Source organism: Micromonospora sp. CNZ297, from assembly GCF_007827625.1.
Window position 1 is genome coordinate 1 of record NZ_VISU01000040.1, and the last position, 24,748, is coordinate 24,748.

The 24,748-nt window shown below is 70.1% G+C and carries 19 protein-coding genes and 1 pseudogene; 3 read left to right on the plus strand and 17 right to left on the minus strand.

Annotation, left to right across the window (positions count from 1 at the left end; genetic code table 11):
* Positions 1 to 203 precede the first annotated feature (203 nt).
* Positions 204 to 1,205, minus strand: coding sequence for a hypothetical protein (locus tag FB454_RS33120; protein WP_041799053.1), 1,002 nt, complete (start codon positions 1,203 to 1,205; stop codon positions 204 to 206).
* A gap of 356 nt (positions 1,206 to 1,561) precedes the next feature.
* Here FB454_RS33120 and FB454_RS33125 point away from each other — a divergent pair, with 356 nt between their 5' ends.
* Complete coding sequence (locus FB454_RS33125; RefSeq protein WP_145824179.1) at positions 1,562 to 6,202, plus strand: hypothetical protein; 4,641 nt, start codon at positions 1,562 to 1,564, stop codon at positions 6,200 to 6,202.
* Between the two features lie 8 nt (positions 6,203 to 6,210).
* Positions 6,211 to 6,672 (plus strand): hypothetical protein, encoded by a 462-nt coding sequence (locus tag FB454_RS33130; RefSeq protein ID WP_145824180.1) that lies wholly within the window; start codon positions 6,211 to 6,213, stop codon positions 6,670 to 6,672.
* Between the two features lie 47 nt (positions 6,673 to 6,719).
* Here the strand turns inward: FB454_RS33130 and FB454_RS33135 are convergent, their stop codons facing one another.
* The 6 genes from FB454_RS33135 to FB454_RS33160 all read right to left on the minus strand — a co-directional run bounded on the left by FB454_RS33135 (position 6,720) and on the right by FB454_RS33160 (position 13,381).
* The gene (locus FB454_RS33135) at positions 6,720 to 7,865 is read right to left on the minus strand and encodes a DUF4238 domain-containing protein (protein ID WP_013287187.1); all 1,146 of its coding nucleotides are present in this window, start codon (positions 7,863 to 7,865) and stop codon (positions 6,720 to 6,722) included.
* Between the two features lie 196 nt (positions 7,866 to 8,061).
* Entirely contained in the window at positions 8,062 to 9,231 is a 1,170-nt protein-coding gene (locus tag FB454_RS33140) for a hypothetical protein (RefSeq protein WP_157547414.1), read from the minus strand.
* 96 nt (positions 9,232 to 9,327) lie between these two features.
* Positions 9,328 to 9,927 carry a hypothetical protein gene (locus FB454_RS33145; protein ID WP_013287189.1) on the minus strand — a complete coding sequence of 200 codons (600 nt, stop codon included), beginning with the start codon at positions 9,925 to 9,927 and terminating at the stop codon, positions 9,328 to 9,330.
* On the minus strand, positions 9,858 to 10,418 hold the full coding sequence (locus FB454_RS33150; protein ID WP_145824182.1) for a hypothetical protein: 561 nt from the start codon (positions 10,416 to 10,418) through the stop codon (positions 9,858 to 9,860). The genes FB454_RS33145 and FB454_RS33150 overlap by 70 nt, the downstream gene beginning before the upstream one ends.
* Entirely contained in the window at positions 10,415 to 11,413 is a 999-nt protein-coding gene (locus FB454_RS33155) for a hypothetical protein (RefSeq protein ID WP_013287190.1), read from the minus strand. The genes FB454_RS33150 and FB454_RS33155 overlap by 4 nt, the downstream gene beginning before the upstream one ends.
* Before the next feature lie 456 nt (positions 11,414 to 11,869).
* The gene (locus tag FB454_RS33160) at positions 11,870 to 13,381 is read right to left on the minus strand and encodes a hypothetical protein (protein ID WP_145824183.1); all 1,512 of its coding nucleotides are present in this window, start codon (positions 13,379 to 13,381) and stop codon (positions 11,870 to 11,872) included.
* A gap of 386 nt (positions 13,382 to 13,767) precedes the next feature.
* Here FB454_RS33160 and FB454_RS33165 point away from each other — a divergent pair.
* Positions 13,768 to 14,598, plus strand: a pseudogene (locus tag FB454_RS33165) (site-specific integrase); the annotation flags it as partial.
* On the opposite strand, the gene FB454_RS35630 reads toward FB454_RS33165, so the two are convergent.
* The 10 genes from FB454_RS35630 to FB454_RS33210 form a co-directional block, all read right to left on the minus strand.
* The gene (locus FB454_RS35630) at positions 14,521 to 14,778 is read right to left on the minus strand and encodes a hypothetical protein (RefSeq protein ID WP_486485494.1); all 258 of its coding nucleotides are present in this window, start codon (positions 14,776 to 14,778) and stop codon (positions 14,521 to 14,523) included. The pseudogene FB454_RS33165 and the gene FB454_RS35630 overlap by 78 nt on opposite strands.
* 305 nt (positions 14,779 to 15,083) lie before the next feature.
* Complete coding sequence (locus tag FB454_RS33170) at positions 15,084 to 16,190, minus strand: LLM class flavin-dependent oxidoreductase (protein ID WP_486485492.1); 1,107 nt, start codon at positions 16,188 to 16,190, stop codon at positions 15,084 to 15,086.
* A complete protein-coding gene (locus tag FB454_RS33175) occupies positions 16,180 to 16,572 on the minus strand; it encodes an SCO5389 family protein (RefSeq protein ID WP_145824184.1) in 393 nt (130 codons plus the stop codon). Before FB454_RS33175 ends, FB454_RS33170 begins: the two co-directional genes overlap by 11 nt.
* Positions 16,573 to 16,836: 264 nt before the next feature.
* Positions 16,837 to 17,490, minus strand: a complete 654-nt coding sequence (locus FB454_RS33180; protein WP_085985945.1) for a choice-of-anchor M domain-containing protein — start codon at positions 17,488 to 17,490, stop codon at positions 16,837 to 16,839.
* Positions 17,487 to 18,134, minus strand: a complete 648-nt coding sequence (locus FB454_RS33185) for a choice-of-anchor M domain-containing protein (protein ID WP_013287195.1) — start codon at positions 18,132 to 18,134, stop codon at positions 17,487 to 17,489. The genes FB454_RS33180 and FB454_RS33185 overlap by 4 nt, the downstream gene beginning before the upstream one ends.
* A gap of 747 nt (positions 18,135 to 18,881) precedes the next feature.
* Positions 18,882 to 19,820: an anchored repeat-type ABC transporter permease subunit gene (locus FB454_RS33190; protein ID WP_013287196.1), complete on the minus strand. Its 939-nt coding sequence runs from the start codon at positions 19,818 to 19,820 to the stop codon at positions 18,882 to 18,884.
* Complete coding sequence (locus FB454_RS33195) at positions 19,820 to 20,533, minus strand: anchored repeat-type ABC transporter ATP-binding subunit (protein WP_174361803.1); 714 nt, start codon at positions 20,531 to 20,533, stop codon at positions 19,820 to 19,822. The genes FB454_RS33190 and FB454_RS33195 overlap by 1 nt, the downstream gene beginning before the upstream one ends.
* 26 nt (positions 20,534 to 20,559) lie before the next feature.
* The gene (locus tag FB454_RS33200; RefSeq protein WP_013287198.1) at positions 20,560 to 21,540 is read right to left on the minus strand and encodes a choice-of-anchor M domain-containing protein; all 981 of its coding nucleotides are present in this window, start codon (positions 21,538 to 21,540) and stop codon (positions 20,560 to 20,562) included.
* Positions 21,537 to 23,141, minus strand: a complete 1,605-nt coding sequence (locus tag FB454_RS33205; protein ID WP_013287199.1) for an anchored repeat ABC transporter, substrate-binding protein — start codon at positions 23,139 to 23,141, stop codon at positions 21,537 to 21,539. The genes FB454_RS33200 and FB454_RS33205 overlap by 4 nt, the downstream gene beginning before the upstream one ends.
* A complete protein-coding gene (locus tag FB454_RS33210) occupies positions 23,138 to 24,736 on the minus strand; it encodes a TIGR03773 family transporter-associated surface protein (protein ID WP_013287200.1) in 1,599 nt (532 codons plus the stop codon). The genes FB454_RS33205 and FB454_RS33210 overlap by 4 nt, the downstream gene beginning before the upstream one ends.
* Positions 24,737 to 24,748: the final 12 nt, after the last annotated feature.

Consider the following 24,748-nt stretch of genomic DNA (forward strand, 5'->3'; position numbering starts at 1 on the left):
GGAGATCCGCGACGACATCCACGAAGCGTTCCTCACTCTCGCCTGCGCCATCATCTGCTGGCGCCGACTCCAACGCTTAAAGAGTTAGGAGCTCTTAGCTACGGCTTTGGAGTTCGATCAGCGACACTGGGCGACCGATGGTTGGCAGTGTGATGTGCTGCTCTCCCGGCGGCTGATCGAGCCACTGCCCCGCCGCAGCTTCCTCATGAGGTGATGAGTTGCCACGGCTTGCCGAGGGCGATACGACGGAAGGCGTCGATCTCGCGCAGGTGGGCGTCGTGTACGTACGGGACGAGAGCGGCCTCGCCGGCGTGCAGGCAGGCGCGGTAGCCGATCTCGCGTAGCGGGTGCCCGTCGGGCGGTGCCGGGCTCTCGGGGTCCCAGCCGACGATGGCGCAGATGCTCTGCGCGGTGCGCCGGGTGTGCGGGCGGGCGATGGCCCAGGCCGGCTCGGGGTACATGCCGCGCAGGCTCCACAGGTCGCTGCGGTCGGGGATGGTGGGGATCTGGTCGTGGTCGGTTCTGGTCCCGGCCAGCCTGTCGAGCCGGTTGCGTAGGCTCTCGCGGCGTCCGGCGATCGCAATGTTGTCGGTCAGGGCCGACTCGGTCAGCCACGAGACCGCGTCGCTGTGCTCGGACGGGCCGAGCCCGGCGGCGGCGACGGCCTGCGCCGCGGCGGCGTCGAAGTCCTGCCAGAACTCGTGCGAGCCGACCCCGCACGGCCACCAGTCGAGGTAGCTGTCCTGGTCGGTGATCGGCTGCCGCTCGCTGATAAGCGAGGCCACCTCGGGGAAGCCGGTCGAGGTGTACCAGTCGGCCAGCTCGACGCGGCCGAGCCAGTCAGTCAGTCGCCACCACGCGTCGCGCTTTGGGCGGGAGCAGGCCGCCGCGAGGGCCAGCTGCAGCACTACGGGACGTAGGTCGTCGGCGACGGTGTCGTACAGGTCCACACCCCAAGCCTCGAGGACCGGCGAGTGGTGCAGGTCGCCGGAGTGCACGCCGACGGGCAGGCTCAGCGCCTCGGCGTAGGCGGCCACGAACGGATGGGCATCACCGGGTGTCTCGTCGTCGTCGAGTACGACCAGGCGGCCAGTGAGGGTGCGGTGGATCGGCACGTTGAGCTTGCCGTTCTTGGCCCAGTTGTAGGCGGTACGGCGCGGCACACCGTTCTGGTCGGCCCATTGGGACAGCGGGATCGGAGTCATGAACTGACGATGGCACAGATGGCACAGTGCCACCCGGGAAAGCTGTGCCATTTGTGCTATCCGCAGCAATGGGCATATCCGACAGCCGACTTTGCGGCCGGGGTGGCCAGCGGTGCTCGCCAGCGACTGCGGGCCGCCGACGCGGCCGACCTATCCCTGGTACACCTCGCCGCCGCTCTCGGCTTCCAGGCCGCGCAAAGAGCGACGTCGGCCTGGGTCGCTACCGGGTGCGTCGCAATTAGGCTGGTACCGCCGCAACGCCCGCTAAGTGTCCCAACACCACGGTGGTCCTGAGGGGGTGGCTCGTCTCGGGCAGTGGAGCGGCCGGGTGGGATGCGGGCCGGTAGCCTCAGGCGATGTCGAGCAGAGAGGCGTCGGACGGGCGGTCGGTGGCGACGGCGTTCATCACGGGCGGTGGCGGCTTCACTTTCGAAGACCATGTTGGTGCGTGGCTCGTCGCTGCGATGGCCGCTGGCGAGATGCCGCTGGGCCTCGGGGTCGCGGTCCCGGCGGAGGTGCGGTTCCAGGGCAGTGCGTCGGGGTTCTTCCTCGATGACATGGTCGTCACCGGTGACGCCACCGGTGGGCCGCGGTGGTCGGCGTCGGTCAAGTCGTTCGACATGCTGACCGGAGCCAGGCTGCACACGGAGTTCGTGGAGGCCGCCTGGCGCGACATCCTTACCGACAGTTTCCGGCGCGCTGCAGACCGGGTCGGTCTCGTGTCAGGGTCTGCGGCGCAGGGCACCTGGGTCGAGCTCGCGGAGCTGATCGGGGAAGCCGCCGCCGACCAGGCTGGCATAGCCTCGCGGATCGGCGTGCCTGGCGCGTTCAACGAGACGAAGCGCTCGCTGTGGGAGTCGGCGAAGTGTCCGACGGCGCTCGCCGAGCAGCACGGGGTCAACGTGGACTCCTCTCCCGCCCGGCTGCTGGCCCTGCTTCTGCCTCTGCGCCTAGACTTCCTCACCCCTACCTCCCAGGCGATCGCGGACGCGATCCGGCGGTGCCGCGCCGCGCTCGTCCCGCAGCAGGCCGGGAGGGCTGTGGACCTGTGGACGGCGCTGCTCCAGGTGGTCGCCGACCTGCGACCCAAAGGCGGGGCAGTCACCTGGCAGCTTGTGGCTGACCGGCTGGGCGGTCAGTTTGCGTTCCAGCTGCGCCCGGATGTAGCCCCTGACTGGAGCCTGCTCACCGCCCACACCACCAACATGACGGCCCGGGTCCGGGACCGGCTCGGCGACGACGTGATCCTGGTCCGTGAGGACGTGACCGCCGTGCTCGCCAACGCCGGGGCGGTCAACGTGCTGTCCGGGCCGTCGGGCTGCGGCAAGACCGTGGCCGCCAAGAGGTGGCTGACCGCCTCGGGCACGCACCGGGCGGTTTGGCTGTCGGCCGCGGGCCTCGAGGCCGGCGTCGGCGCGCGACTCGGGCTGACCCGGCGCCTGGAGGAGGTGCTGACGCTTGCCCCCGGAGAGGTCCGCGTCGTCGTCGACGGCCTCGACCGGGTCTACACCGACGAGCCGTTCGCCGCGACGGCTGCCCTGGCACGCCTCGCGGCCGCCACCGGCGACCGGATCCGGTTGCTGATCACTTCGCAGCAGTCGGAGTTCCCCCGAGTGTCGGAGCGCTTGGTGCAGGCCAACGGCCCGCAGGCCGCCCCGCTCGTGATGGGGGACCTGTCTGACGCCGACATCAATCTGGTGTTACGCGGGCACCCGGACCTGGCCGCGGTGGTCGTCGCCGGTGGGCTCCGTGGTGTCCTACGACGCCCGAAGGTCCTCGACCTGGTGCTGCGGATGCCCGGGGCTACGGTTGCCGCTATCCGCGACGAGCCGTCAATCGCTGGTTTGTGGTGGCAGCGCCTGGCCGGCGGGGGCCCGAACGGCGCAACCCGCCAAACGTTGCTGCGGCGGATCGCCGTCGAGCAGGCCGACCGTTTGCGGGCCCACACTCTCCTGGACGACCTGCCGGTCGACTCCGTTGGGCTCGTCGACCAGCTGCGCGTCGACGGGATCCTCTCCGAGGTCGACGGCCGGGTCTCCTTCGCCCACGACCTGTTCGACGACTGGACGCTGTTGCATCACCTGCGCTCCCGTGACGACGTCATCGGCGTGATCGCGGAGAAGTCGGCGCTGCCGTCGTGGCACCGAGCGATCCGCCTGCACGCCGCCGGCGTGCTCCGCGAGCACGGTGTCGACCGGTGGGAGGCCGACCGTTCTGCCCTGGACGCCGCCGACCAGCCGCTCGTGGCGGACTTGTACCTCGATGCAGTGTTCTACGCTCACGACGCCGACCGGCTTTTGGGCGAGCTGTGGTCGCGCCTCGCCGCCGACAGCGCTCTGCTGGCACGGCTGTTGCGCAGGTTCAGGTTCTCCGCGACCGTTCCGGACTCAGGTTGGATCACTGTGTTTGCCGACATGCCGGACGTGGCGGTCTACGCCGCCGCGCAGTCGCGGCTGCCCGTGTGGCCGCTGTGGCTTCCCGTCCTACGCGTCCTCGCGGCGGAGCATGAGACCGCAGTCGCCTCGGCCGCCCCGGAGGTCGCCGCGATCGCCGACCTGTGGCTGCGGCACGCCCCCGACACGTGGCCGGCCCGCGATCAGGCTGCCGTGATCGGCCTGGCGGTCGGACGGCACATCGTCGCGCACATCGACGGCGGAGGCTTTTTCGACGACACGGTCGAGCCGGCGCTGTGGCGGTGCGTCATCGCCGCCGGCGCGGTCGAACCCGACGCCGTCGCCAGCTTCCTCGATACGCTGCTGCCCCCTATTGACAGCCAGCTCGAGCGCAGCGGCCAGATCAGTGGCCGCCAGCGTCGCGGCCATACAAGACTCCGTGCAGCCTTGCTGGACGTCGACACCGTGATGCCGTTGCTGCCGGCGTCCGCGCAGATGGCCCGGGACCTGGTGCTGCGGGCATCCATCGACTCCGACCGCCATCACCGCCGTTACGTCCATCACCGGCTGCGTGACGGCCTCGGCATCGCCAGCGCCCCGCGCTCCTTCGATCCGATACACGAGTGCGGTCCGTTCCGCGCAATGCTCATCAACGCTGAACCGCAGGGCGTCGACGTGGTGCTCGCCCTCATCGAGCACGCGACCACCCATTGGAGACGCACCTGCAACGCCCCGGTGTCAAGCGGCCAGGAACCCACGCAGGAGCGGCCGGCGTTCGAGCTGCTCATCGACGGCGCCCCTGTCGCGCTGGTCGGTGACGCCACCGTCCTGGCCTGGAGCCACGGTGGCCACCGGGTTCCGGACATCTTGGCGGCGGCGGTGATGGCCCTGGAGGCCCACCTCTACAAGGCCCTCGACGACGGCCGCGACATCACCGCGCTCCTCGTCCAGCTCACCGGCAGCCGATCGGTCGCGACATGGGGGCTGCTTGCCGATATCGCCCGCCACACTCCTGCACTGCTGGAAGGCCCGCTTGCTCCCCTGGTCACCAGCGCCGACCTGCTCGACGACGACCGGATGAGTGTCCAGATGCGCTCCTTCAGCGTGCTCCCGCTCGTCATGGATCCCACCCGAGCTGAGCGAGCCCGCAAGTGGCACACCATGGACCACCGCAAGATCCCGCTCCTGGACCTGGTGCACCTGGGCGCATTCGTCACTGGCCGGCTCACCGAGCAGCTCACTACCGCCCGAGAGCACTGGGCCGCGACAGACGCACACCGGTGGCGGGTGATGCTCGCTGCGACCGACATTGCGAACTACCACGCCGTCCGCGCCACGGACGGAAGGACCTACCTCGTGTACAACCCGCCGGCGGCCCTTGAGGAAGAAGCCCGCGAGATGCGGGATCACCTCGACCGCGACCGCGCCTGGATGATGTTCGCCCACACCATGCGCCGCAACATCACCGACCAGGTCCGCCCCAGCGACACCGAGCTCGAGGAACAGTGGGCCACCGTACAGCCCCAACTCGACGCTCTCGCCCCAGACGCTGAGTCGCCGAGCTCCATCAGCAGTGTGGAGGACCTCCGGTGCGGGTACGCGGCGTGGCTGGTGCTGTGCGCCCGCGACTGGCTGCAGAACCACCCCGACCGCGATGAGTGGTGCCGGGCCGTACTAACGCGCCCCCTTACCGACCCGACCGCCACGCGGTCCGACGCATACCCCGACAGCCCCTCCGACGATGAATGGGACGTCTTCTGCGCCGAAGCGCTCACAGCCCTGTGGGCCGAGACCCCCGACGACGTCACCGTGCGCGCGGCCATCGCACGGCTGCTGCTCGTTCCCCGCCGCCTCACCCTCACCACCGTGATGCGACTCGCCGCCGCACACCCCCACCTCACCGACGATCTGCGCAAGCTCGAGCACCTGACGCTGCACCGCGCGCGGCTGCCGATGTCGCACTACGACATCGACCCATACTTTGAAGAAGCCGACAACCTCGACTTCGACACCGACCCGGAGGAAGCCGATGGACTCGACGTGAACCAAGAGGACGACGAACCCGGCCACGGCCCGATCGACGGCCTCCCGGAGCTGGAGGCGGCCGCGGAGGCCGCATTCGACGCCTTTGCCAACGGCGGCCTGCCCGCCGAGGTGCCCCGGCTGGCGGACTGGATCGCCACCACCCTCACGATTAGATTCCCCGACGCCCGCGAAGCCCGCTCCCGCACACCGGGCACCCTCGACCTCGGCTACCTCGTCGCCTCCCGCCCGCACTTCACAGCCCTTGCTGCTGCGGCGGATACGCTCACGCGAGCACGAGCGGTCGAGTTCGCCGCCGACCTCGCGACGTTCCTCGCCTCCGGGCTGACCCCGACCGAGGCCGCCAATCGTTCCCCCGCTACCCCAACGACGAGGAACGTAGCGCTCTTAAGCTACTCGCTGAGATCACGATCAGCGCCAACGCCACCCAGGCCCGGACGATCTGGGAGCCGATCCTCACCCTCGGCGCCACCGCACGTTCCTGGGTGGAGAACTACCTCAGCCAGGTCTGGAGAACCGCCTGCGCAAAGGACCCATGGCCAGAAGCCTTTCCCACCCTAGTCGCAGACATGCTCCACTTCGCCACCACCGCCAGCACTTGGCAGGGCCACTCCGGCAGAGGCGTCCTGGCGCTCGCCGTCGCCGGCCTCGGCGAGTGGGGGCACTCGCCGGTCAGCGAGCAGCAGACAGCCGCCCTCCGCGCAGCCGTGCCGACGTGGTCGACGTGGTTCGGCGAGCACATGGGCCACGACGACTTCGCCTACGCGGCCGTCCGCTTCTTCCAGGAGCCGGCTGCGGCAGCGTTCGTCCAGGACGCCGTCGGCTGGCTCGCCGCCCGCGAATGTTCTTCCAACCCCACCAGTGAGCGGATGGATACCGCAGTCACCGAGTTCCTGGTCACCATCTCCACTCGCACCCCGAACCCGCTGCGCGGCTCCGGCCCCACCGCAGACAATGGACGGCAAATCCTCGCCCGCCTCCACGGTCGAGGCAACGCCGTGGCCGGCCAGCTCCTCAGCAGCCTGACCTGACCACATCCCACCACCGGCCAGCTACATTGGCGTTCGTGGCCCTCCCCTCAACGACCACGGCGGCCCAGCAGCTCGGGTTGTCGAGGTGCGGGTGGCTGTTGCAGCTCACGGGCGAAGGTCGTGCCGCCGTCGCAGGCGTGGACGATGGGCCCGGGTTCAGGAAGTTCCATGTCCGTGAACGTCGGGTGGGCGGGGTGGGCAGCGACCCATTGGTAGGCGTGGGTGAGGAGTCTCGAGTTCACGTCGTTTGCGAGGGCGACGGCCGCTCCACCTTGCAAACGACGATGTGGTACGACGTGGGCGACGTGGGGCGGGCCGATGATGAGCAATGCTCGCGGTGTGAGCGGGAGGGCTACCTCGTGCGCTTGGGCCACGCCGGGTCGGCTGGGGTACACGTGGACCGTGTCGGCGTTGCGGGCGCGGCTTCTGCTGGGCTTACGTGCGTCCTTCTTCCGCCGCCGCTCGGGCTTGGCGCAGCTCGGCAGGTGCTGGACGTGGCTGACGTCGCCGCGGGTACGCAGGATCACCGGCTCGTCGCAGGTGATGAACAGCGGTTGGTCGATCGTGATGAGCGTCGTCGGGCGGCCGAAGAACACCTCGGCGACTTTGGGGGCGTTCTTGGTCAGGTAGTCGAGGTGCAGGTTCGGGTCCGGAACCACCCGCACCTCGGTGATCCCGCGGATGTCCGGCCGCGACGAGCGGATGAGGTAGTCGCCCATCAACTCGACCTCACGACGGTGTCGGGGCGTACGCAGCAGTTGAAAGCCGATGAAGATGCTCAGGTGCAGTGATTCCTCCGGCGTGAGCGGTCGCGGTGTCCGGAAGGGGTCGAGGATGCGGTCGACGACCGCGGTCGCCCCGTCCTCGATCACGCCGAGGATCCGTTCGAGTCGACCGTCTCGCTCACCGTCGAGGTTGATGAAGGTGTAGAAGTCGCGGATCGCGCCAACGTCCTTGATGTTGCGCACGCTCGCCCGTCCTGTGATCCGGTCGCGGACACGGATTTGACCTGAGGCGGAGAAGCGTTCGAGATAGCGGCGCGGGACGGTGTGGTGCCGGCTGCCGACCATCAGCACCGGCGAGGTCGTGTCCCACCACTGCTGGATCTCGTCGAGGATGCTCGGATCCGAGTCGATCATGTCGTCGACCCAGCACCGCCACGGCTCGTCATCCCGCCCGTTCTCGCCGATCATCTCGCCCTTCTCACCGCACGTTTCGCCGCGACGTGTTGGCCACTATCCCGATGGTCTACCTCGCGTCCGACATTCTCGGCCCGCTCACCGCCGCGCGCCTTGGCGCTGCTGGCAGTAAGCACCTCCCGTCGGTATCCGCCGGCCATGGTCCGCGGGACGGTCTCGACACCACCACCGACATCTGGGGCGGTCCAGCTCAGGACGTCGGCGTCGAACGTGTGACGAACGTGATTTCGTCCAAGCCCCGAGGATCGGTGCTGCCACGGTCGGTCAACTCCTGCAGGATCAGGGTCCGCAGGACGGCGCGCAGTTGGGCGGCGCTCAGGCGTGGACTTTCGCCAGCGGGTCGGTCCGTAGCCACGACAGTCGCGAACACGTCACCGGCGAACGAGATCGCCCGCTTGCCCGCGTGCAGGAACTGGGAGCGGAGCTTGTACGCGGTCTTAAGCGCCGCCTTCAGGACCGCCGGATCGTCGGCGAATACTGAGCCGCGCGGCTGCGGATCAGACCAGGAACCCTCCCGCGGGCGGGCGCTCATCGCGTCCACGCCCCAGGTGTAGGAGCGCACCGGCTCCTGCCAAAAACCGGCCGGCAGCCGCGTCACGGCGTACGTCGCGAAGGTCTCCGCGAGCTTGATGTGCTTGTCCTTCATCAGGCGGGCACGCAGGGCCGCGGCCTGGGCCTGGGTGAAGCCCTGGCGGGCGATGAACTTCTCCCAACTCGCCGACTCGTCCCAGTCCGCACACTCCGTCGGGGGACTGCCGAAGTGCTGCGCGAGGCACTCGATGCCCCCGACCATCAGCGCGTACGCACCGACAAGATCACGGGTGGTCAGCAGCGAGGCGCAGTAATGCATATGGATCGCCGCGCTGAGGGCCCGCATGTCATCGTCGGGGAGGCTGGTGAGCCGGGCTACCGCGTTGCGGAACCCCACGTCGACCTGCAGCCAGTCAGGCATAGGCGCACCGAGACGGGTATCCACCGCCCCGGCCAGCGGCAGCGCGACGGAATGCTCCTGCCCCTCGGCCCTCGCCATGACCTCCGGAACGACCTGGCAGCGACGGTCGGTCACCAAGGTCAGCAGGGCGCCGAACATCGCGTCCCAGCCGACGACGTCGAACTGCTCCGACGGTGAACCCGCGCGCATGTAGTGCAGGACCGACACCGACTGGATGTGCTCACCCGGAACCTCCAGCAGACCCTGACCGTCCGCGGCGAGCAACCCGTCCCCGTCCGCCGGCACCATCCCGGGGTGGATCATCCGCTGGAACTCGAACGTAGGCGGCGCGCCCGGCGGGAGTCCCCGCAGGCCGTCGGCCCATTCCTTCAGCCGCGCAGCGCCGGTCGGGTCCTTGTCGTCAAGCACTCCCACGTGTCCCCCGAAGGTCAACTCGCCACGGAGTACCCATCGTCGCGGTGTACAGGTCCCGCGGACAAGCCGAATACGCCGCCCGCGCCACGTCTATCGCTCTTCGCCTTCACCGGTCGCACGAGGAATCTGCGGTTGGTCGCTGTTGGCGGTGGGGAGGGTGGGCGCGCGGCGAGTTCGGTGTCGTCGCAGGGCTTCGCGCATCGTGGAGATGCAGGCCCCTCGGGCGGCATCGATCTGATCTCGGGGGTAGCGGACCTGCAGGTTCATGTCGGCGTCCGTGGTGAGCAGAGGCTGTTCCCACGCTTGCCGCATCTGCCCTCCAGCTTGAATCTTGGCGGCGCGGACGAGCGCGGCGTAGCTGGCGGCGACCTCGGGTGCCTCGATCTGCAGGAGTGCCTGGTGATACGCCAGCCGGGACTGAATCTTGCTGACTTCGTCGGTGAGGTCGTAGCGGGCCTCGGGGGTGTCTCGACGGCGGCGGATCCGGTACGGCATCTCGGCGTAGTCCTCGACGGCGTTGAGGGCTTCGGCGAACGCCTTGGCCTGCCGTTCCCGGCGGGTCGCGCGCTGGTTGAGCGTGTAGGTGACGGAGGCGGAGACGACGCCACCGAGGATCGCGATCACGGCGACGATGACGATCGCCGTCTGGGCGGCCGTCCAGCCGCTCTGCGCGGCTTGGGCGTAGGCCATGTGCTGTCACCTCCCTGGGTTCGCGGAAGACCGTGGGGTGCGTCTTCGAGCAGCCACACCCCGTCGTTCTGGCGCCAGTAGTTCTCGAGGAACAGGTGCTGGCGGATCAGCTCGACGAGTTCGAGCAGCCCTTTGTCGTGGGTCCACCGCCGCTGCGGCGGGTCCAGGGGCATCCACATGCACAACGCCCCGTCGGGCATGCGGTGCTTGGAAGTGGCGCCCGGCCTGGCGAAGACCCGGGGATAATCCTGCGGGGGCAGCCCGTACGTGTCGTACGGCGGCAGCTTGTGGAAGCGGATCGTCACGTCGACCGGCTCCGGGTCGCCGACCACCTCCAGCGCCTCGACGCGGTAGACGAGGATCTCACACTCCCTGCCGTAGCAAGCCGGCTCGAAGACGTACTGGTGGGACAGGGTGGGCCCAAGCCGCCGCCGGGCGGCGGCTTCCAGCGGGACCCACCACGACGCTCGCCGGCCGTACCAGTCGATCACCGCGGCGACCACGCCCGCGCGGAAGTCTCCGGCGCGGGAACGATCAGGCTGGCGGCCGACGCGCCGGTGGTCAGCAGCGCCTGCTCGGCCATCTGCGCGCCCTGGTCGCTGTCAGCAACCACGTGCGGCAGCACGCTGTGCAGGGCGTGCTGAGCCAGGGCGTGCCGGCCGGCCTGCTCGTGCTCGATGGCCGCCGCCACCTTGTCCCGCGCCAACCCCAGCCGCCAGGCCGCACCCTCGCGGGTCATCCCGGACGGCAGCTTGATCGTCCCCGCCACGTCCGCAGGGTCGTCGGTAAGTCCGACGGCCATCTCGTCGGCGGCGTAGGTGAAGAAGTCGTGCAGCGCCTGCAACAGGGGCCGCTTCTCGTCCGCGATGCAGCCCAGGGCCAAGGCCTTGATGTTCCACGAGCACAGCGGCTTGCCGTGGTGGGTGCGCCAGTGCTTGAGCAGCCGCACGGTGCGAGCGAACACGTTGCCAGTGTCCTCGTTGGCCTGCAGGACCAGCTCGGTGTGCTTCTCCGGGTGCGCCCGGTCCCACCCGGCCGCCATCGTGGTGTTCGGGATCCACAACCCCTTGTTCGGGTGGTCCAAGGCCACGATCACGTCGGCGGTGAAGTCCGTTTCGGGGGTGACCGGGGCGCCGAACCGCACCAGCACGGACCGCTTCTGACCCTCGACGGTGACCGTCAGGTTGTCGAACTCGTCCTCGAGGTGCTCCCGAATCGCGTCGCGGGCCTGCTCCATCAGCGGCAGCGGCCCGGAGCCGTCCGGCCCGTATCCGGCCACGTCGACCACGACCCCGAGGTCGACGTCGGTCAGCGGCGTGTTCGCGTCGCCGTGCGCAACCGATCCGTTGATGTAGGTACGGGAACCGGGGAACGCGTCGAGCAACGCAGCCGCCAGCAGCCCTCGCCGTCTGCGGGCCTCGCGCAGTTCCTCCAGCGTGACCTCGAGGGCCTTACGACCCTCTTCGAGCTGGTCCTCCAACGACATCGCGTCTTCCTCTCGGACCGGAGTCCGGCCGTGGCGTACCCGCAGGCACAGCACGAAGGAGGCGCGCGTGAGCAGGTTCGCCCGGCGGCGACATCATCTGCCGCCGGCAACCTTCACCGGGTATGTTCCTGAGTGCGAATCAAGAAACGACCCCGTAGCCCGTCGCCCCCGTGCGCCAGTGGCTGCGGGGTCTTCTGGTGACCGTCACCCTAACCAGCACCCCCGACACTCCCCCGTTGACGCAACGCGAGCGACCATCGCGCACCACGGCAGATCTGCCGGAGGCGGAGGCGGAGCACCGCGCCGATCATCAACCGCGGCGGCAGCGGCCCCAGGACTCCAAGGCACCCGTGACCGGTGTGGAGGCAATTCATCGGCACGGGTGGAGCTCTCAAGAACGATCGGCCCGGACCTCGCTGCACACGGTCCGGGCCCCGCTTTACATCCTCGCCGTGGTCAGGCCGTGACTGCCGTGTTGTTGTGGGCGGCGCGGGACGCGGCGATCAGTGACGCTCCGAGTTCCGCCGCCTTCTGTGGGGTGAGGCGCATTGTCGTGCGGTCCCAGCAGCCCGACAGTAGCGACGCGGCCAGGTTCCGGACCGTGCCGTGGTCCATCCCGTCGGTCTTGGCGATGTCGGCGGTGCGCGGTTCCGGGTTGTCGATGGCCAGCGTCACTGATGGCGGCTCGTCGTATCCGTCGGGCGAGTTGAACGCGGCAAGGTCGACGGTGACCACCTTGATGTCGTTGGCGTCGTCGCTGTGTTGCCCATGCACGATGGCCACGTGCCGGTCGTGCAGACGGACGCCGTCGTCGGCGCGGCAGTTCCCGGTGCACCACGCCGGGCACTCCGGATCGGAGGGCCGCGCGGGTGGGAGCAGGTAGCCGGCGTGCGACCACATCGCGAGGTCCACCACCGCGTCCATTGTCTGCTCCTCGGTGCAGTGCAACCGCGCGGCCTGCTCAGGGACGCTCAGGCCCTGCTCGGTCATCCTGGCGGCGACCGCGCCGCGAAGCACTCTGATCTTCTGTGCAGCCGTCAGGCCCTGGTCGTCAATCACTCGGTCGACCAGGGCCGGGTCGAGGCTGGGCCGGTCCGGCACCGGAATCGCCGGGGCTTGAGTGGCCTCGGTCGCTTGGCTGTCTGCGTCGTGCGCCATGGTCACCACTCGGTCAACGGCCGTCCGTACCTGCTCGGCCTCGTCGAGGGTGAGGCGCAACACCGCCGTGGCACCCTCGACCACGAACTTCACCACCGGCTCGACCGCGTCGGCGTGCTGTTCCAGGTCGATCTCCAACTGCGGCGGCCGGTACGCCTGACCGCGGCACGACTCACCGGCCGTACTCACCGCATCGTGCAGCGACAGCAGCACCGGTGGTGTGTCGTCTGGCCAGTGGAGTCGGTCATCGAGGTGGTCGCCGTCGAGGTGGGTCGCGTTGCACCAGGACGGACACGCCCGCTTCAGCCAGTACGGCCGGTGTGTCTGGCGGGCCAATGTGACCGCCGTGCGGATGGAGGTAGCGAGGTAGCTGGCGTCGGTGAGGTTGAGCGGCTCCCGGGCGGACACGAGCACCACCGTCGGTGCGCTCTCCTCGGGCCGCTCAAGGTACTCCAGTGCGCGGATCTCCACTGCTGTCCCGCCGGCCCCGCCGTCGAGGGTCTCCATGAACGTCCGGGAGTGCCGCCGGGTCCGCCCGCCCGTAGCACTCACCGCCTCCCCGGCGTGCACCTCGACGCACCACGGCGGGCAACCGTCGAGGCGTGTCGCCATGTGCGAACTGACGGTCGGTTTCAACAAGTCAACCATCCCGGAATGGTCACGCACGTTTCTCGCCCAACGACGGACAGCGTGTGCACGACCCTCGCAATGGGCCGGTTCGGTGGCGGACCGTTCGAGGGTCCGCGGACCATCGATCTGCTGCAGGCGCCTTTCAGCCCATTTCATCTCTACTCGGCGGATGCCGAACATCGAGACCGAAAGCGTCCCTCGTCATCGACGGTGTCGCGACGATGAGCCCACACCAGGTCAAGGGAGAGACCATGAACAGTCAGGGCGTCATCGGCAAGCGGTGCGGGTGCCTCGACACGGCGACGGGCCGCCGCCGGGGTAGTTCCTGCCCGCGGTTGTCGGAGCGTGAGCACGGCAGTTGGTACTTCCACTGCTCCACCCGCAACCTGCTCGGCCAGGCCGAGCGGATACGCCGGGGCGGTTACCCGTCGCAGGCGGCAGCCCGCCGAGCACGCGACGAGTTGCTGGCGCTGTCCCGGGAGGAGCAGGCCGGCCGGTCGTGGACGGTCACTCGCTGGTTGCGGTACTGGTTGTCGACCAGGACCCGGATCCGGCCGACCACACGGATGCACTACACCCGCGACATCGAGCAGTTCCTCATCCCGCATATCGGCCAGCTGATCCTCGGTGAGTTGACCTCGCGGCAGCTCACCGCCGCCTTCGCCGCGATCGCGGCCACCCGCAACCGTGCCGGGCAGCTGCGGTCCGCCTGCACCCTGCAGCACCTGCACACCACGCTGCGGGCGGCACTGACCGGCGCGGTCCGCGAAGGGCTGATCCGGGACAACCCGGCACGTCGCATCGAGCTACCCGCCCGCCCCCGCCCGCAGGCCCAGGTGTGGACCGAAGCTCGCGTCGCCGAGTGGCAGGCCAGCGGCGAGCGTCCCACCATCGCCGTGTGGACGCCGACGCAGCTTGCCGCCTTCCTCGACTACGTCCGCGACGACAGCCTGTTCCCTTTCTGGTGGCTGGTCGCCCTACGGGGGCTGCGCCGCGGTGAGGCCGCCGGGCTGCGCTGGACCGAAGTCGACCTGCACACCGGCCAACTATCGGTGGTACGGCAGCGCACGACCGCCGGCTACGACGTGCACGAAGGGCCACCCAAGTCACAGGCCAGCCGCCGCACCGTGGCGCTGGACCAGCACACCGTTCGGGTGCTGCGCCAGCACCGCGAGCGGCAGCGCCAGCGACGCGCCGCGCGAATCGACGCCGGGAAGGTGGGCCACGACAGTGGCTACGTGTTCACCGGTCCCGACGGGCTACCGATTCATCCCGGCTACCTCACCCAACGCTTGCGGCTGCTCGTCGGCCGGGCAGGGCTACCTCCGATTAGGCTGCACGACCTGCGGCATGGAGCCGCGACCCTCGCCCACGCCGCCGGCGCTGACCTCAAGACCGTCCAGGACCAGCTCGGGCACGCCACCATCCACCTGACCGCCGACACCTACACCAGCGTCCTGCCCGACACCCAACGCGAAGCGGCCGAGGCCACCGCGCGCCTCGTCCTCGACGCCGCCGCATCGGGCGATGAGATCCGACGCCAGGTCAGTGACCTGCGGGCTGAGTCGCCGGAGCAAGCCTTCGGGTGTACGGGCTACGCGGGGATGCCAAGCCAGGTGGAGACTCGGCCGGACGGCAAGCGATGCCCGAATCCGGCGGGTCTCCAGGCGACTCATCGGCAGGGACCGCAGGTCGCTCTAGCCGCCGCACGACAGTCTGGTGTGCTCAGGCGGCGTGTGGTCGCGACTGTTGAGGTGCGGCGGCAGGGACGGGATTCACCTCTGGGGGGCGTAGGGGTGTCGGGTACCCGCCCCTGCCGCACGGACGCTCACAGCCGCATCCCTTCTGTAGGCGCCGACATGCGCTGCCCCGTTACAGACGTTCAGCGGCATGTGGCGGTTGAAGCCGCCGCCTGCGTTGTCGGCGCCGTCGGCTGGCTTCGAGACCGCTCGGGTGACAGGCCGAGCACATCCTGGGCGATGCGGTGGATCGTGCCGAGCGTACGGTCGCGTCCGCCGGCGCCTTCGACCATCAGCAGCAGGTGCCGCATGCCGGGCAGGGTGGCGGCCTGCTCCAGCGTTTCCGTGCAGCGGCGGGGCGAGCCGACGGGGTGGATGGCGACGAGCCGCTCCACGTACGAGGCCAGGTCCGAGGGACCGGCTGGAGTGCCGTCGAGGCGGACGTACTCGCGGGTGCCGGCCAGCAGCGCCGGGAGTCCGGCGCGTACGGCGTCGGCGGCGTGGGCGTCGTCGTCCTCGACGTGCGCTAGGTGCGCGCTGGCATGGTCGATGCGGTGCACGTCGTGGCCGTGCGCGGCGGCGGCCCGGGCGTAGCGGTCGAGGAGGCCGGCCTTCTCGTCAAGGTCGGCGTGCAGGCCGAGCAGCAGCGGCATGCCGTGCCGGGCGGCGAGGTCGACCGTCTGCGGTGAGGTCGCCGCGACCCACACCGGTATCCGCCGCGCGGGCCGTGGCACCACGGGCACGGGCCGGAACGGGAACCGGTCGTTGCCGGCGACCGTCGGGGCGCCGGACAGCCACCGGCCCAGAAGCTCCAGCGCGTCGTGGAAGCCGGTGTGGAAGCGGTCTAGGCCGGTGCCGAACACTTCCAGGTCGACCCACGGGCCGCCCCGGCCGACGCCCAGGCGGAACCGTCCGCCGGACAACTCGTCGAGCAGCACTGCCTCCTCGCCGAGGGCGACCGGGTGGCGGTTGGACAGGATGCAGGCGGCGGTGCCGACCGTGATGGTGCGGGTGGCGCCGAGCAGATGCGCGGCGAAGGTGATCGCCGAGGGGCACACGCCGTAGGAGATGAAGTGGTGCTCGGCGATCCACACCCCGGAGTACCCGGCGACCTCCGCGGCCCGGCCGTAGGCGTGGGCGTCGGCGAGAGCCGTGGCGTGGGTTGCGCCCGGGCGGTGCCCGGCGAGCAGGAACAGGTGGACGTCCACGTCGCGACCTGCTCGCCGGGCGGTGACCGGATCAGCAGTCACGCAGCTCGGGCGACTGGTTGAGCAGCTGACCACGGGTGGACACGAAGCGGCGGTAGGTGTCGGAGTCGACGGCGGCCAGCCGGAACGCCGCGACGCGGTGGCAGTTCTGGAAGGCCAGCTTCACACCGAAGTGGCGCTCAAGGCTGGACCGGATGGCGTCGCTGGCCAGGGCGCGCAGGAGCTGGCCCCGCTCGGTCTCGCTCGGCGGTGGCACGACGTTGTCGGCGAAGTCGGCGTCGGACGACTCCAGGTCGGCCGCCACGCGGCTGACGACCTGCCAGGCGTACGGCAGCGAGTCGCGGACACAGGCCACGAACGCCTCGTCGTCGACGGGACCTGCTTCGGCGGCTTGCAACAGGTTCGGTGGCACGGCGAGAGACATGCTCCTCCTCACACGATAACGATCACTGTTGTCGTTAGCGGCGCGTCATGAGCACACCACGCACCGTCTGTTGCGTCAATGGCCCCCGTCGGTCTCGACGACGTGGACCACTGTGTTCTTTCTGGTCGTGCAGACCGGCAGAGGTGGGGGTCGGCCGGCGCGAGGCCCGGGTGGGCGGTGGGCTCGCGCCGGCCGGGTCCGCCGGTTGCAGGTACCCCCTACCTCGGCGGACGGCTGTGTTGGACCACTACGGGGTGGCGGTGGTCAGGGGAGGACGTCGAAGGTCCAGGTCTTGGCGCCGGAGCTAATGGTGCTGCCGTTGGAGGCGAGTACGCCGGTGACTTCGAAGGTGACGCTGTAGGTGCCGGCGGCGTCGAAGCCCCAGTTGAGGTGGGCGTGGGTGTTGCGGTTGACGTTGAGGTTGTCGGGCAGTCCGTTGCCGCTGTCGAACAGCACGGTGGGGGTGCCGCCGGAGACGGTGTAGACGCTGAAGCCGGCCGGTCCGGTGACTTTGGTGAGTTTGAAGGTGACCCGGTTGTTCTGGAACACGCCGCTGGGCACCTCGGTGGTGTTCCAGCCGCCCCAGAGCAGTCCGGTGGTGCTGGCCTGGGGTAGCACCCAGGCCTGCCCGCTGGTGCCGAGGAACGACCAGGCGCTGCCGCTGGGGACGGTGAGCTTGGCGGTGTTGGGCACGCGCAGGACGACGTCGGCGGGGTTGCGCTCCACCGACGGGCTGACGGTGTCGTCGAGCAGGTTGACGCTCAGCGCGCCGCCGGCGTAGTCGACGTCGATGACGTCGACGTGGCCGCTGGACAGCACGATCGGCACCGCGGCGGCGGGGGCGGCGGTGCCGGCGAGCAGGGCGGCGGTCAGGGCGAGGCCGGCGAGGATACGGTTGCGGGTACGCATGGCGATCACGCCCTGACCACGACGTGGAGGGTGGCCGGCTCGCTGGTGACCTGCTGCCCGGTGGCGGCGAGGGTGCCGGTGGCCCGGAACGTGATGCAGTAGGTGCCGGCGCGGTCGAAGGCCCAGTTGGCGTGCAGGTGGTCGCCGGCGGTCAGGGCGATGGTGTCGGGCAGGCCGTCGCCGCTGTCGGCGAGGACGGTGGGCTGCCCTACGGCGTTCTCGGTGTAGATGGCGAGCTGTCCGGGCCCGCTGACCGACTGGACGCCGAGGGTGAGTGCGTCGGCGGTGAAGGTGCCCGGCTCGATCTCCTCGGCGGCGATGCCGGGCCAGATCAGGTCGGTGTTCTGGATCTCGGGCAGGATCCACACCTTCGACACCCCGGGGGTGCCGAGGAAGCCGAAGGCGGGATCGCTGGGGACGGTGACCTTGGCCTGTCGCTTGACGACGATCTTGACCTGGTCGGTGGCGTACTCGACGTCGTTGTCCTCGTCGTGGATGCCGAGTTCCAGCTCACCGGCCTCGTAGGCGATGTCGACGAGGTCGAGGTGTCCGGAGCTGAATGTCACGACGGTGGCCTGCGCCGGTGGCGCTGCCGCGAGCAGCGCCGCGGTCACCGCCCCGGTGGCGAGCAGCAGGCGGATGGGCTTGCGCACGAAGGACTCCTTCCCGCGATCCCCTGTGGACCGCAGTTATTGGAAATGATAGTCGTTAGCGATAATGGGGGGAAGGGCTGATCGGTGGAGGCGGTGACGGCCGCACCGGCGGTGCGCTTCCGGCGAGGCGTCACGGTGCGGCTGCGGCGGCGACCGCGGCCATGGTCGGCCCGCCCGCCGCTGTCGGCCTGCGTTGCCTTCCGGTACGTGATCGGTACGTGTCCAGGCGCAGGTACTCGCCAGCGCCGCTGGAACACCGGCCAGACCGTCTCAGCCTCTTTGTCCGGCGCCGCCGTCGCGGCATGCGAGGTGTGCGGGATGTCCGGCGCTACGCGGCTCGCACCTGGTCCGAGGTGACGAGGCGGCATGTCTGTAGGCGCGGCGGCGCGAAACAACGGAATGGGAAGCACGCGTCCTGGCGATGGCATTCGCAGCAGGCGGCCGGTTCATCTGGGTCGGCACCGGTACCGACGTGGCGGCCTCGTCACCGAGACCGCCACGTCTCCCCAGATCCGCCCACCGGAGGTACCACGCTCCTCGACGGATCACAGAAATGATAACCGGGTTCATGTAGCCCACGGTGGCTGGGCCACCGGACGGTCGTGCCGGGCAGGACACTGGAGGTCACCCACGCTCTGTTCCTTGAGAAGCCGCCCGGGCGCACCCCACGGGCCACCGGCGGGGAGGTCCGCTTCACGGGAAGCGTTGCCGGCTCCGGCGACCGGGTCACCCACCGGCGCCCGGCTTCTATCGCACGGCCGGTGACGGGTCCTGCGGGTGTGCGAGGTCAGACAGCGGCGCGGGTCGGGTGAGGTCAGCGGGATCCTGCCCACTCGGACGTCGCCGCCGTCTGGTCAGCAGGCCGTGTCGTGGGGCGATCAGCCAGGCGGCGAGGAAAACAGTGGTGGCGACCAGGACGATGGTGCCGCCGACGGGTGTGTCGTAGCTCCAGGACAGGTACAGCCCGACGGTCGCCGACGTGCCGCCGATCATGGGGGCGAGCAGCATCATCACGCCGAGCCGGTCGGTGAGCAGGCGGGCCGCCGCGGCGGGGGTGATCAGCAGGGCCAGGACGAGGATGGTGCCGATGGTCTGCAGGGAGATCACCACGGCGAGGGTGACCAGGACGTAGAGCACGATGTCGAGAAGGAAGACCGGCAGCCCCATCGCCCGGGACATCTCCCGGTCGAGGCAGACGGCGACGAATTCCTTGTGCAGGGCGAGCACCAGGCCGAGGATGACCAGGCCGGCGCCGCCGACGACGTATAGGTCCCGGTCGGGGATGCCGGTGATCGAGCCGAACAGGAACTGTTGCAGCGACCCGGCGTACCCGGGGGCCTGCGAGATGATCACGATGCCGAGGGCGAACGCGCCGACCAGGAAGACGCCGATGATGGAGTCCTCCTTGACGCGCCGGTTCTGCGCGAAGATCGCGATCAGCAGTGCGGTGGCGACACCGGCGACGGCGCCGCCGAGGACCAGGCTGCCCTGCAGGACGAAGGCGAGCGCGATGCCGGGGAAGACCGCGTGGGCCACGGCGTCGCCGATGAACGCCATGCCGCGCAGGACGACGTAGCAGCCGACGACGCCGCAGACGATGCTGGACATGACCGCGATGGCCAACGCCTTGGGCAGGAACGCGAGGTCGGGGTTGAGCAGGTCGGTGAGGAAATCGGTGATCGACATCAGGTCGCCCTCACGAGTTTCAGCAGGGGGGAAGTGGCGCTCACCCCGAAGGTCTTGGTCCACAGCTCGGCGTCCTGCAGGTCCGCCGGGTGTCCGTCGGCGATGATCCGGCCGTTGAGCAGCACCAGGCGGCTACAGGTGTCCACCGCGGCGACGAGGTCGTGGGTGGTCATCAGCACCGCGTGCTCCTCGCCGGCCAGGCTGGTGAACAACTGGCCCAGCAGTTCCTGGGTGGGCATGTCGAGGCCGGTGAACGGCTCGTCGAGCAGCAGGATGCGCGGCGCGAGGGCGAGGGCCCGGGCGACCAGGACGCGTTGGCGTTGCCCACCGGACAGCTCGCCGACCGGTCGGTGGCGCAGCTCGGTGAGCTGCACTCGGTCCAGCGCGTCGCCGACGGCCCGCCAGTCGGTGACGCCGGGGCGGCGCAGCAGCCCCATGCGGCCGGCCCGACCGGTCATGACGGCCTGCTCGACGGAGATGGGAAAGTCCCAGGTGAACTCGTGGCGCTGGGGAACGTAGCCGATGCCGGACCGGCCGGGCCGCGACGGCTTGCCCTCGACGAGCACCCGACCGGCGCGGGTGCGGGTCAGGGCCAGGATGGCGCGCAGCAGGGTGGTCTTGCCGGCACCGTTGGGTCCGAGCAGCCCGACCATCTCGCCCCGATCCAGCGTCAGGCGTATGTCCCGCAGGACCGGCCGGCCGCCGAGCTCCACGTCCAGCCCTTCGATGTCGAGCGCTCTCACAGCTTCTCCTTCGACGGTGAGGCGGCGCGTTCCCGTTCGGCTCGCCGCTTCGCGCCGCGCCCGCGCAGGAGCAGTAGGACCAGACCGACGGCCAGCAGGGCGGCTGCGACCGTCAGCCCCACCATCAGTGGCCTGTCGGAGCCGTCGGTCCGCTCGGCGGCTCCGGTCCGATCGCCGGCGGGCGATGCCTGCCCCGCTGGCACGGGGATGTCCGCGGTGGCGGCGTACGCCTCGTCGGTGCTGGTGGCGTCTCCCACGGCGAACCGCAACGTGCGGGTCGCTGTCACCGTCTCGCCGCTGATCAGGTCGGCGGAGACCTGCACCGCGATCAGGTAGACGCCAGGTGCGGTGAAGACCCAGTTGGCGTGGGTGTGGGTGTTGACCTCGGCCCAGAAGGGTTGCGCCTTTGGCTCGGTGGAGCGCCACAGCGGCTGCGGGGCGGCGAAGGTGCCCGACTGCAGGTACGTCGTGAGACTGCCTGGCCCGCGTACGCCGAGCAGGGTCAGGGTGACGCCGCGGTCGATGCTCTGCATCACCCGCGGGTCCTGGGTGTTCCAGCCGAGCCACACGACGTCGGGGTTCTGGACCTGCGGCACCACGTACACCCGTTCGCCGGCGTCGACGCCGAGGAAGGCGTACGCCGGGTCGTCGGGAACGGTCTGTAGCGCGGCGTCGGAGACCCGCAGCACGGTCTCGTCGGGGTTGCGCCACACCGGCCGGGCCTGGGTGCCGTCGTGGATCAGCAGCGTCCACTGGTTGTCGACGTAGCGGGGGCCGAGGTCGACGTGCCCGGCGGACAGTTCCGCCCGGTCGGTGGCGAGGGGCTGGTCGGCGGCGATCGACTGGCTCAGACCGGGGGTGGGCTCCTTGGCCGTCGCGGGCGTCTGCGTCATCGTCACTGCGATCAGCGTCGCCAGCGCGCACTGCGTCATCAGCTCGGTCGCGCGGGTGCGGTGTCGCGGCCGTCCTGCCGTCACTGGGTCCTCCCCTGCTTGTCGGTGGTCAGGCACTCGTGCAGCGACTCGGCGTTGAACCGCATCATCTGGACGTAGCTGGTGATGTCGCCGTCGAGGGTGTCGCCGTAGATCGCACACACGCGCAGCCCTTCCTCGCGGGCGACTTCATTCAGGGTGGTGGACCGGGCGGCGAGGCCGGGTTCCAGGAACACCGCGGGGATCCTCAGGTTGCGGATGGTCTCGACCAGGCGGCGCCGGTCGGCCAGGCTCGGCTCGACAGCCGGGTTCGGGGTGACGAACCCGGAGATCTGGATGCCGTACGCCTGTCCCAGGTAGCCGAACGCGTCATGGGTGGTGATCAGATGCCGCCGCGACGGCGGGATCCGGGCGATGGTGTCCCGGACGTAGGAGTCCAGTTCTTCCAGCTCCCGGATGTAGGCCGCGGCGTTCGACCGGTAGACCGGCGCGCCCTGGGGGTCGGCTGCGATGAGGGTGTCGCGGATGAGTTCGGTGTAGGAGATGGCGTTGCGGACGTTCTGCCACAGGTGCGGGTCGATCTCGCCGTGCACGTGCTTGCCAAGGACCGCCTGCGGAAGCTGGTAGACCTGGGTGCCGGGCCGGCCGAGGAACCGGAACCTTCGGTCACCGGGCACCTCGAGCAGCGCCTTGCTCGGGACCTCGATGACGGTGCGGGCCGGGTCGTAGACCCGCTGGCTGGCCTCGCCGCTGCCCTCGGGATCGGCGAACAGGTAGAGCCGCCGCTGGTCGAGGTCGACGGTGAGGTCGGCGTGCCCGGAGTTCAGAACCGCCGCGCCCGTCATGCCCGGCACCGAGTGCGGATCCACCCCCACGGCGAACGTGAACACCTGCTCGCCCATCGCCACCGGCGGCGACTGCGCATCGACGGCCAGCTGCGCCCGCATGGTCAGCCGGTAGACACCGGGCTTGGTGAACGCCCAACTCATATGCGTGTGCGCATCGGGCGGCAGCGTGGCGGTGTCGTCGCGGAAGCCGTTTGCGGGATCGAACCCGTCGGTGGAGTCGACGTAGAACGACGGGTTGCCGAACGACTCGGTCAGGTACGCGACCACCTCGCCCGGGCCGTCGGTGGAGGTGGCGCTGACCAACACGTCCGAGGCGCGGTTCGCCCCGAGCATCGCGCCGGTGCCGCGTACCCGCATGCCCAGCCAGATGGTGTCCAGCGACACGTCCTCCACCAGCGGGATGATCTCCGCGGCGTACTTCACCGCTCCCTCGGCCAGCGAGATGTTCGGGACGCCGTCGCGCAGGTTCGCATCCAGCGCCTTGATGATGGCCTGCTCCTCCAGCAGCAGGTAGTTGCTGAACGCGACGTCGGCGTAGACGACGTCGCGGATGTCCCGCAGCGACGGCTCGTAGCTGTGCGGATCGGCGCCGTCGGGCACCAACGAGCTGACCGCTACCCGGTCGCCGCCGACGTTGCTCACCAGGTCCCGCAGGATTCCGGTGGTCGTGATGACCTGCAGGCGCTCGTCGTTGGCGCTCAACGCCACCTCCGACCGGCAGCCGGCGACCAGCCCCACGATCAGCAGCGGCAGGATCGCCCGCCGCAGCCACAGCCGCGGCGCGACCAGCGGGCTCACGTGTTCACCGTCTCGGTGTCGGCGAGGCCGGCGCGGCGCCGACGGGTGAGCATCACCAGCACGGCCCCGGCGGCGACGAGGACCACGCCGGCCGCGCCGGCCGACAGCACCCACCCGGTGCCGGTACGCGGCAGACGGCCGGCACCGCCCTGCTCCTTCCCGTCGTTGTCTCCGCCGCCTGCGGAGCCGCTGCCCGGCCCGAAGCCACTAGTCGGGTCGGTGCTGTCGCCGACGGCGATGGTGAGCGTCCTGGTGTCGGTGACCGCCTTGCCCGCGGTGGTGGTGCCGCTCATCTGCACTGCGAGGCGGTACAGGCCGGGCTTGGTGAACGCCCAGTTGCCGTGCGCGTGGGTGTTCAGCGGGACGCTCAGCTGCTGCGGGAAGGGCTTGGCGGAGTCGAACAGCACGTCGGCCTTGCCGAAGGAGCCGGTCAGGAACAGGGCGTACCGGCCGGGCCCGGTGACGCCCTTGAGCGTCCAGGTAACGGTGCCCTTGATGCCGGACACGACCGACGGGTGCTGGGTGTTCCAGCCGGGCCAGACGATGCCGGCCTGCTGGGACTGCGGTAGCAGCCACACCGTGTCGCCCTGCTTGCCGAGGAACTCCGCGCCGGCCGGAACGGTGATCTTCGCGTTGTCCTTGACCTGCAGAACCACGTCGGCGGTCTCCCGCCACACGGCGGGGCTGGTGCGGTCGTCCTTGATCCGGATCGTCCACGCGTCGCCCGCGAGTTGCGGGCCCATGTCGACGTGCCCGTCGGCGATCACCTGCCGGGCGCCGGCCGCCGTGGTCGCCGCCTTCGCGGCCGGCGGTGGCGCGGCGGCGGGCGTCGGTGCCGCAGCCGGCTTCGCCTCAGCGGGAGCGGCGAACGTGCGCGCCGTCGGCTGCTCGTCCGGCGTCGTCCGCTGCGGCGCCGCCGGTGGCGGTACCTGCCCGGCCGGGACGATCGCCGGTACACGGATCCGGTAGGTCGCCTCCGCGTTGACCGTTCCACCGGAGCGCAGGGCCGCCGATGCGGCCAGGGTGAGCCGGTAGTCGCCGGCGGCGTCGAAGGCCCACACCACACCGGCGGTGCGCGTTGCCGCTGGCAGCTTCACCGACCGGGTCACCGTCGCGCCGCTGCCGAAGAGCGGGCTCGCCGTGCCGAGACCGGACAGGGTGTAGGCGGTGAACGTTCCCGGCCCCTCGATGTTGCCCAGGGTGAGGGTCACCGTGGCGTCGGCGAGGGCGTCGGGGCGTACGCCGGTGGTGTCCAGGGCCGGGAACCCAGTGTCCCCGGCGGACAGTGACCACACCGGCTGGCCCGCCGGTCCGAGGAAGGCGAAGGCCTTGCCGGGCGGTACCCGGCCGGCCAGGCCGCCTTCGGGGCCGAGTATCACCTCGGCCGGGTCATGCCCGGGCACGTCGCGAGCTACCTGCGCGGCGTCCCGGATGCGCAGCGACAGCGCGTCACCGTCGAGCGCCACCGAGACCAGGTCCGCGCCGACAGTGGTGATCGCGGCCGGTTCCGCGGCCGCCTGCGTCGTCCCTGCGGTCAGGGCCAGCACGGCCAAGGCGAGGCCGGCGGCGCCGGCACGCATGCTTCTCATCGTCATTGCTCGCTCCCC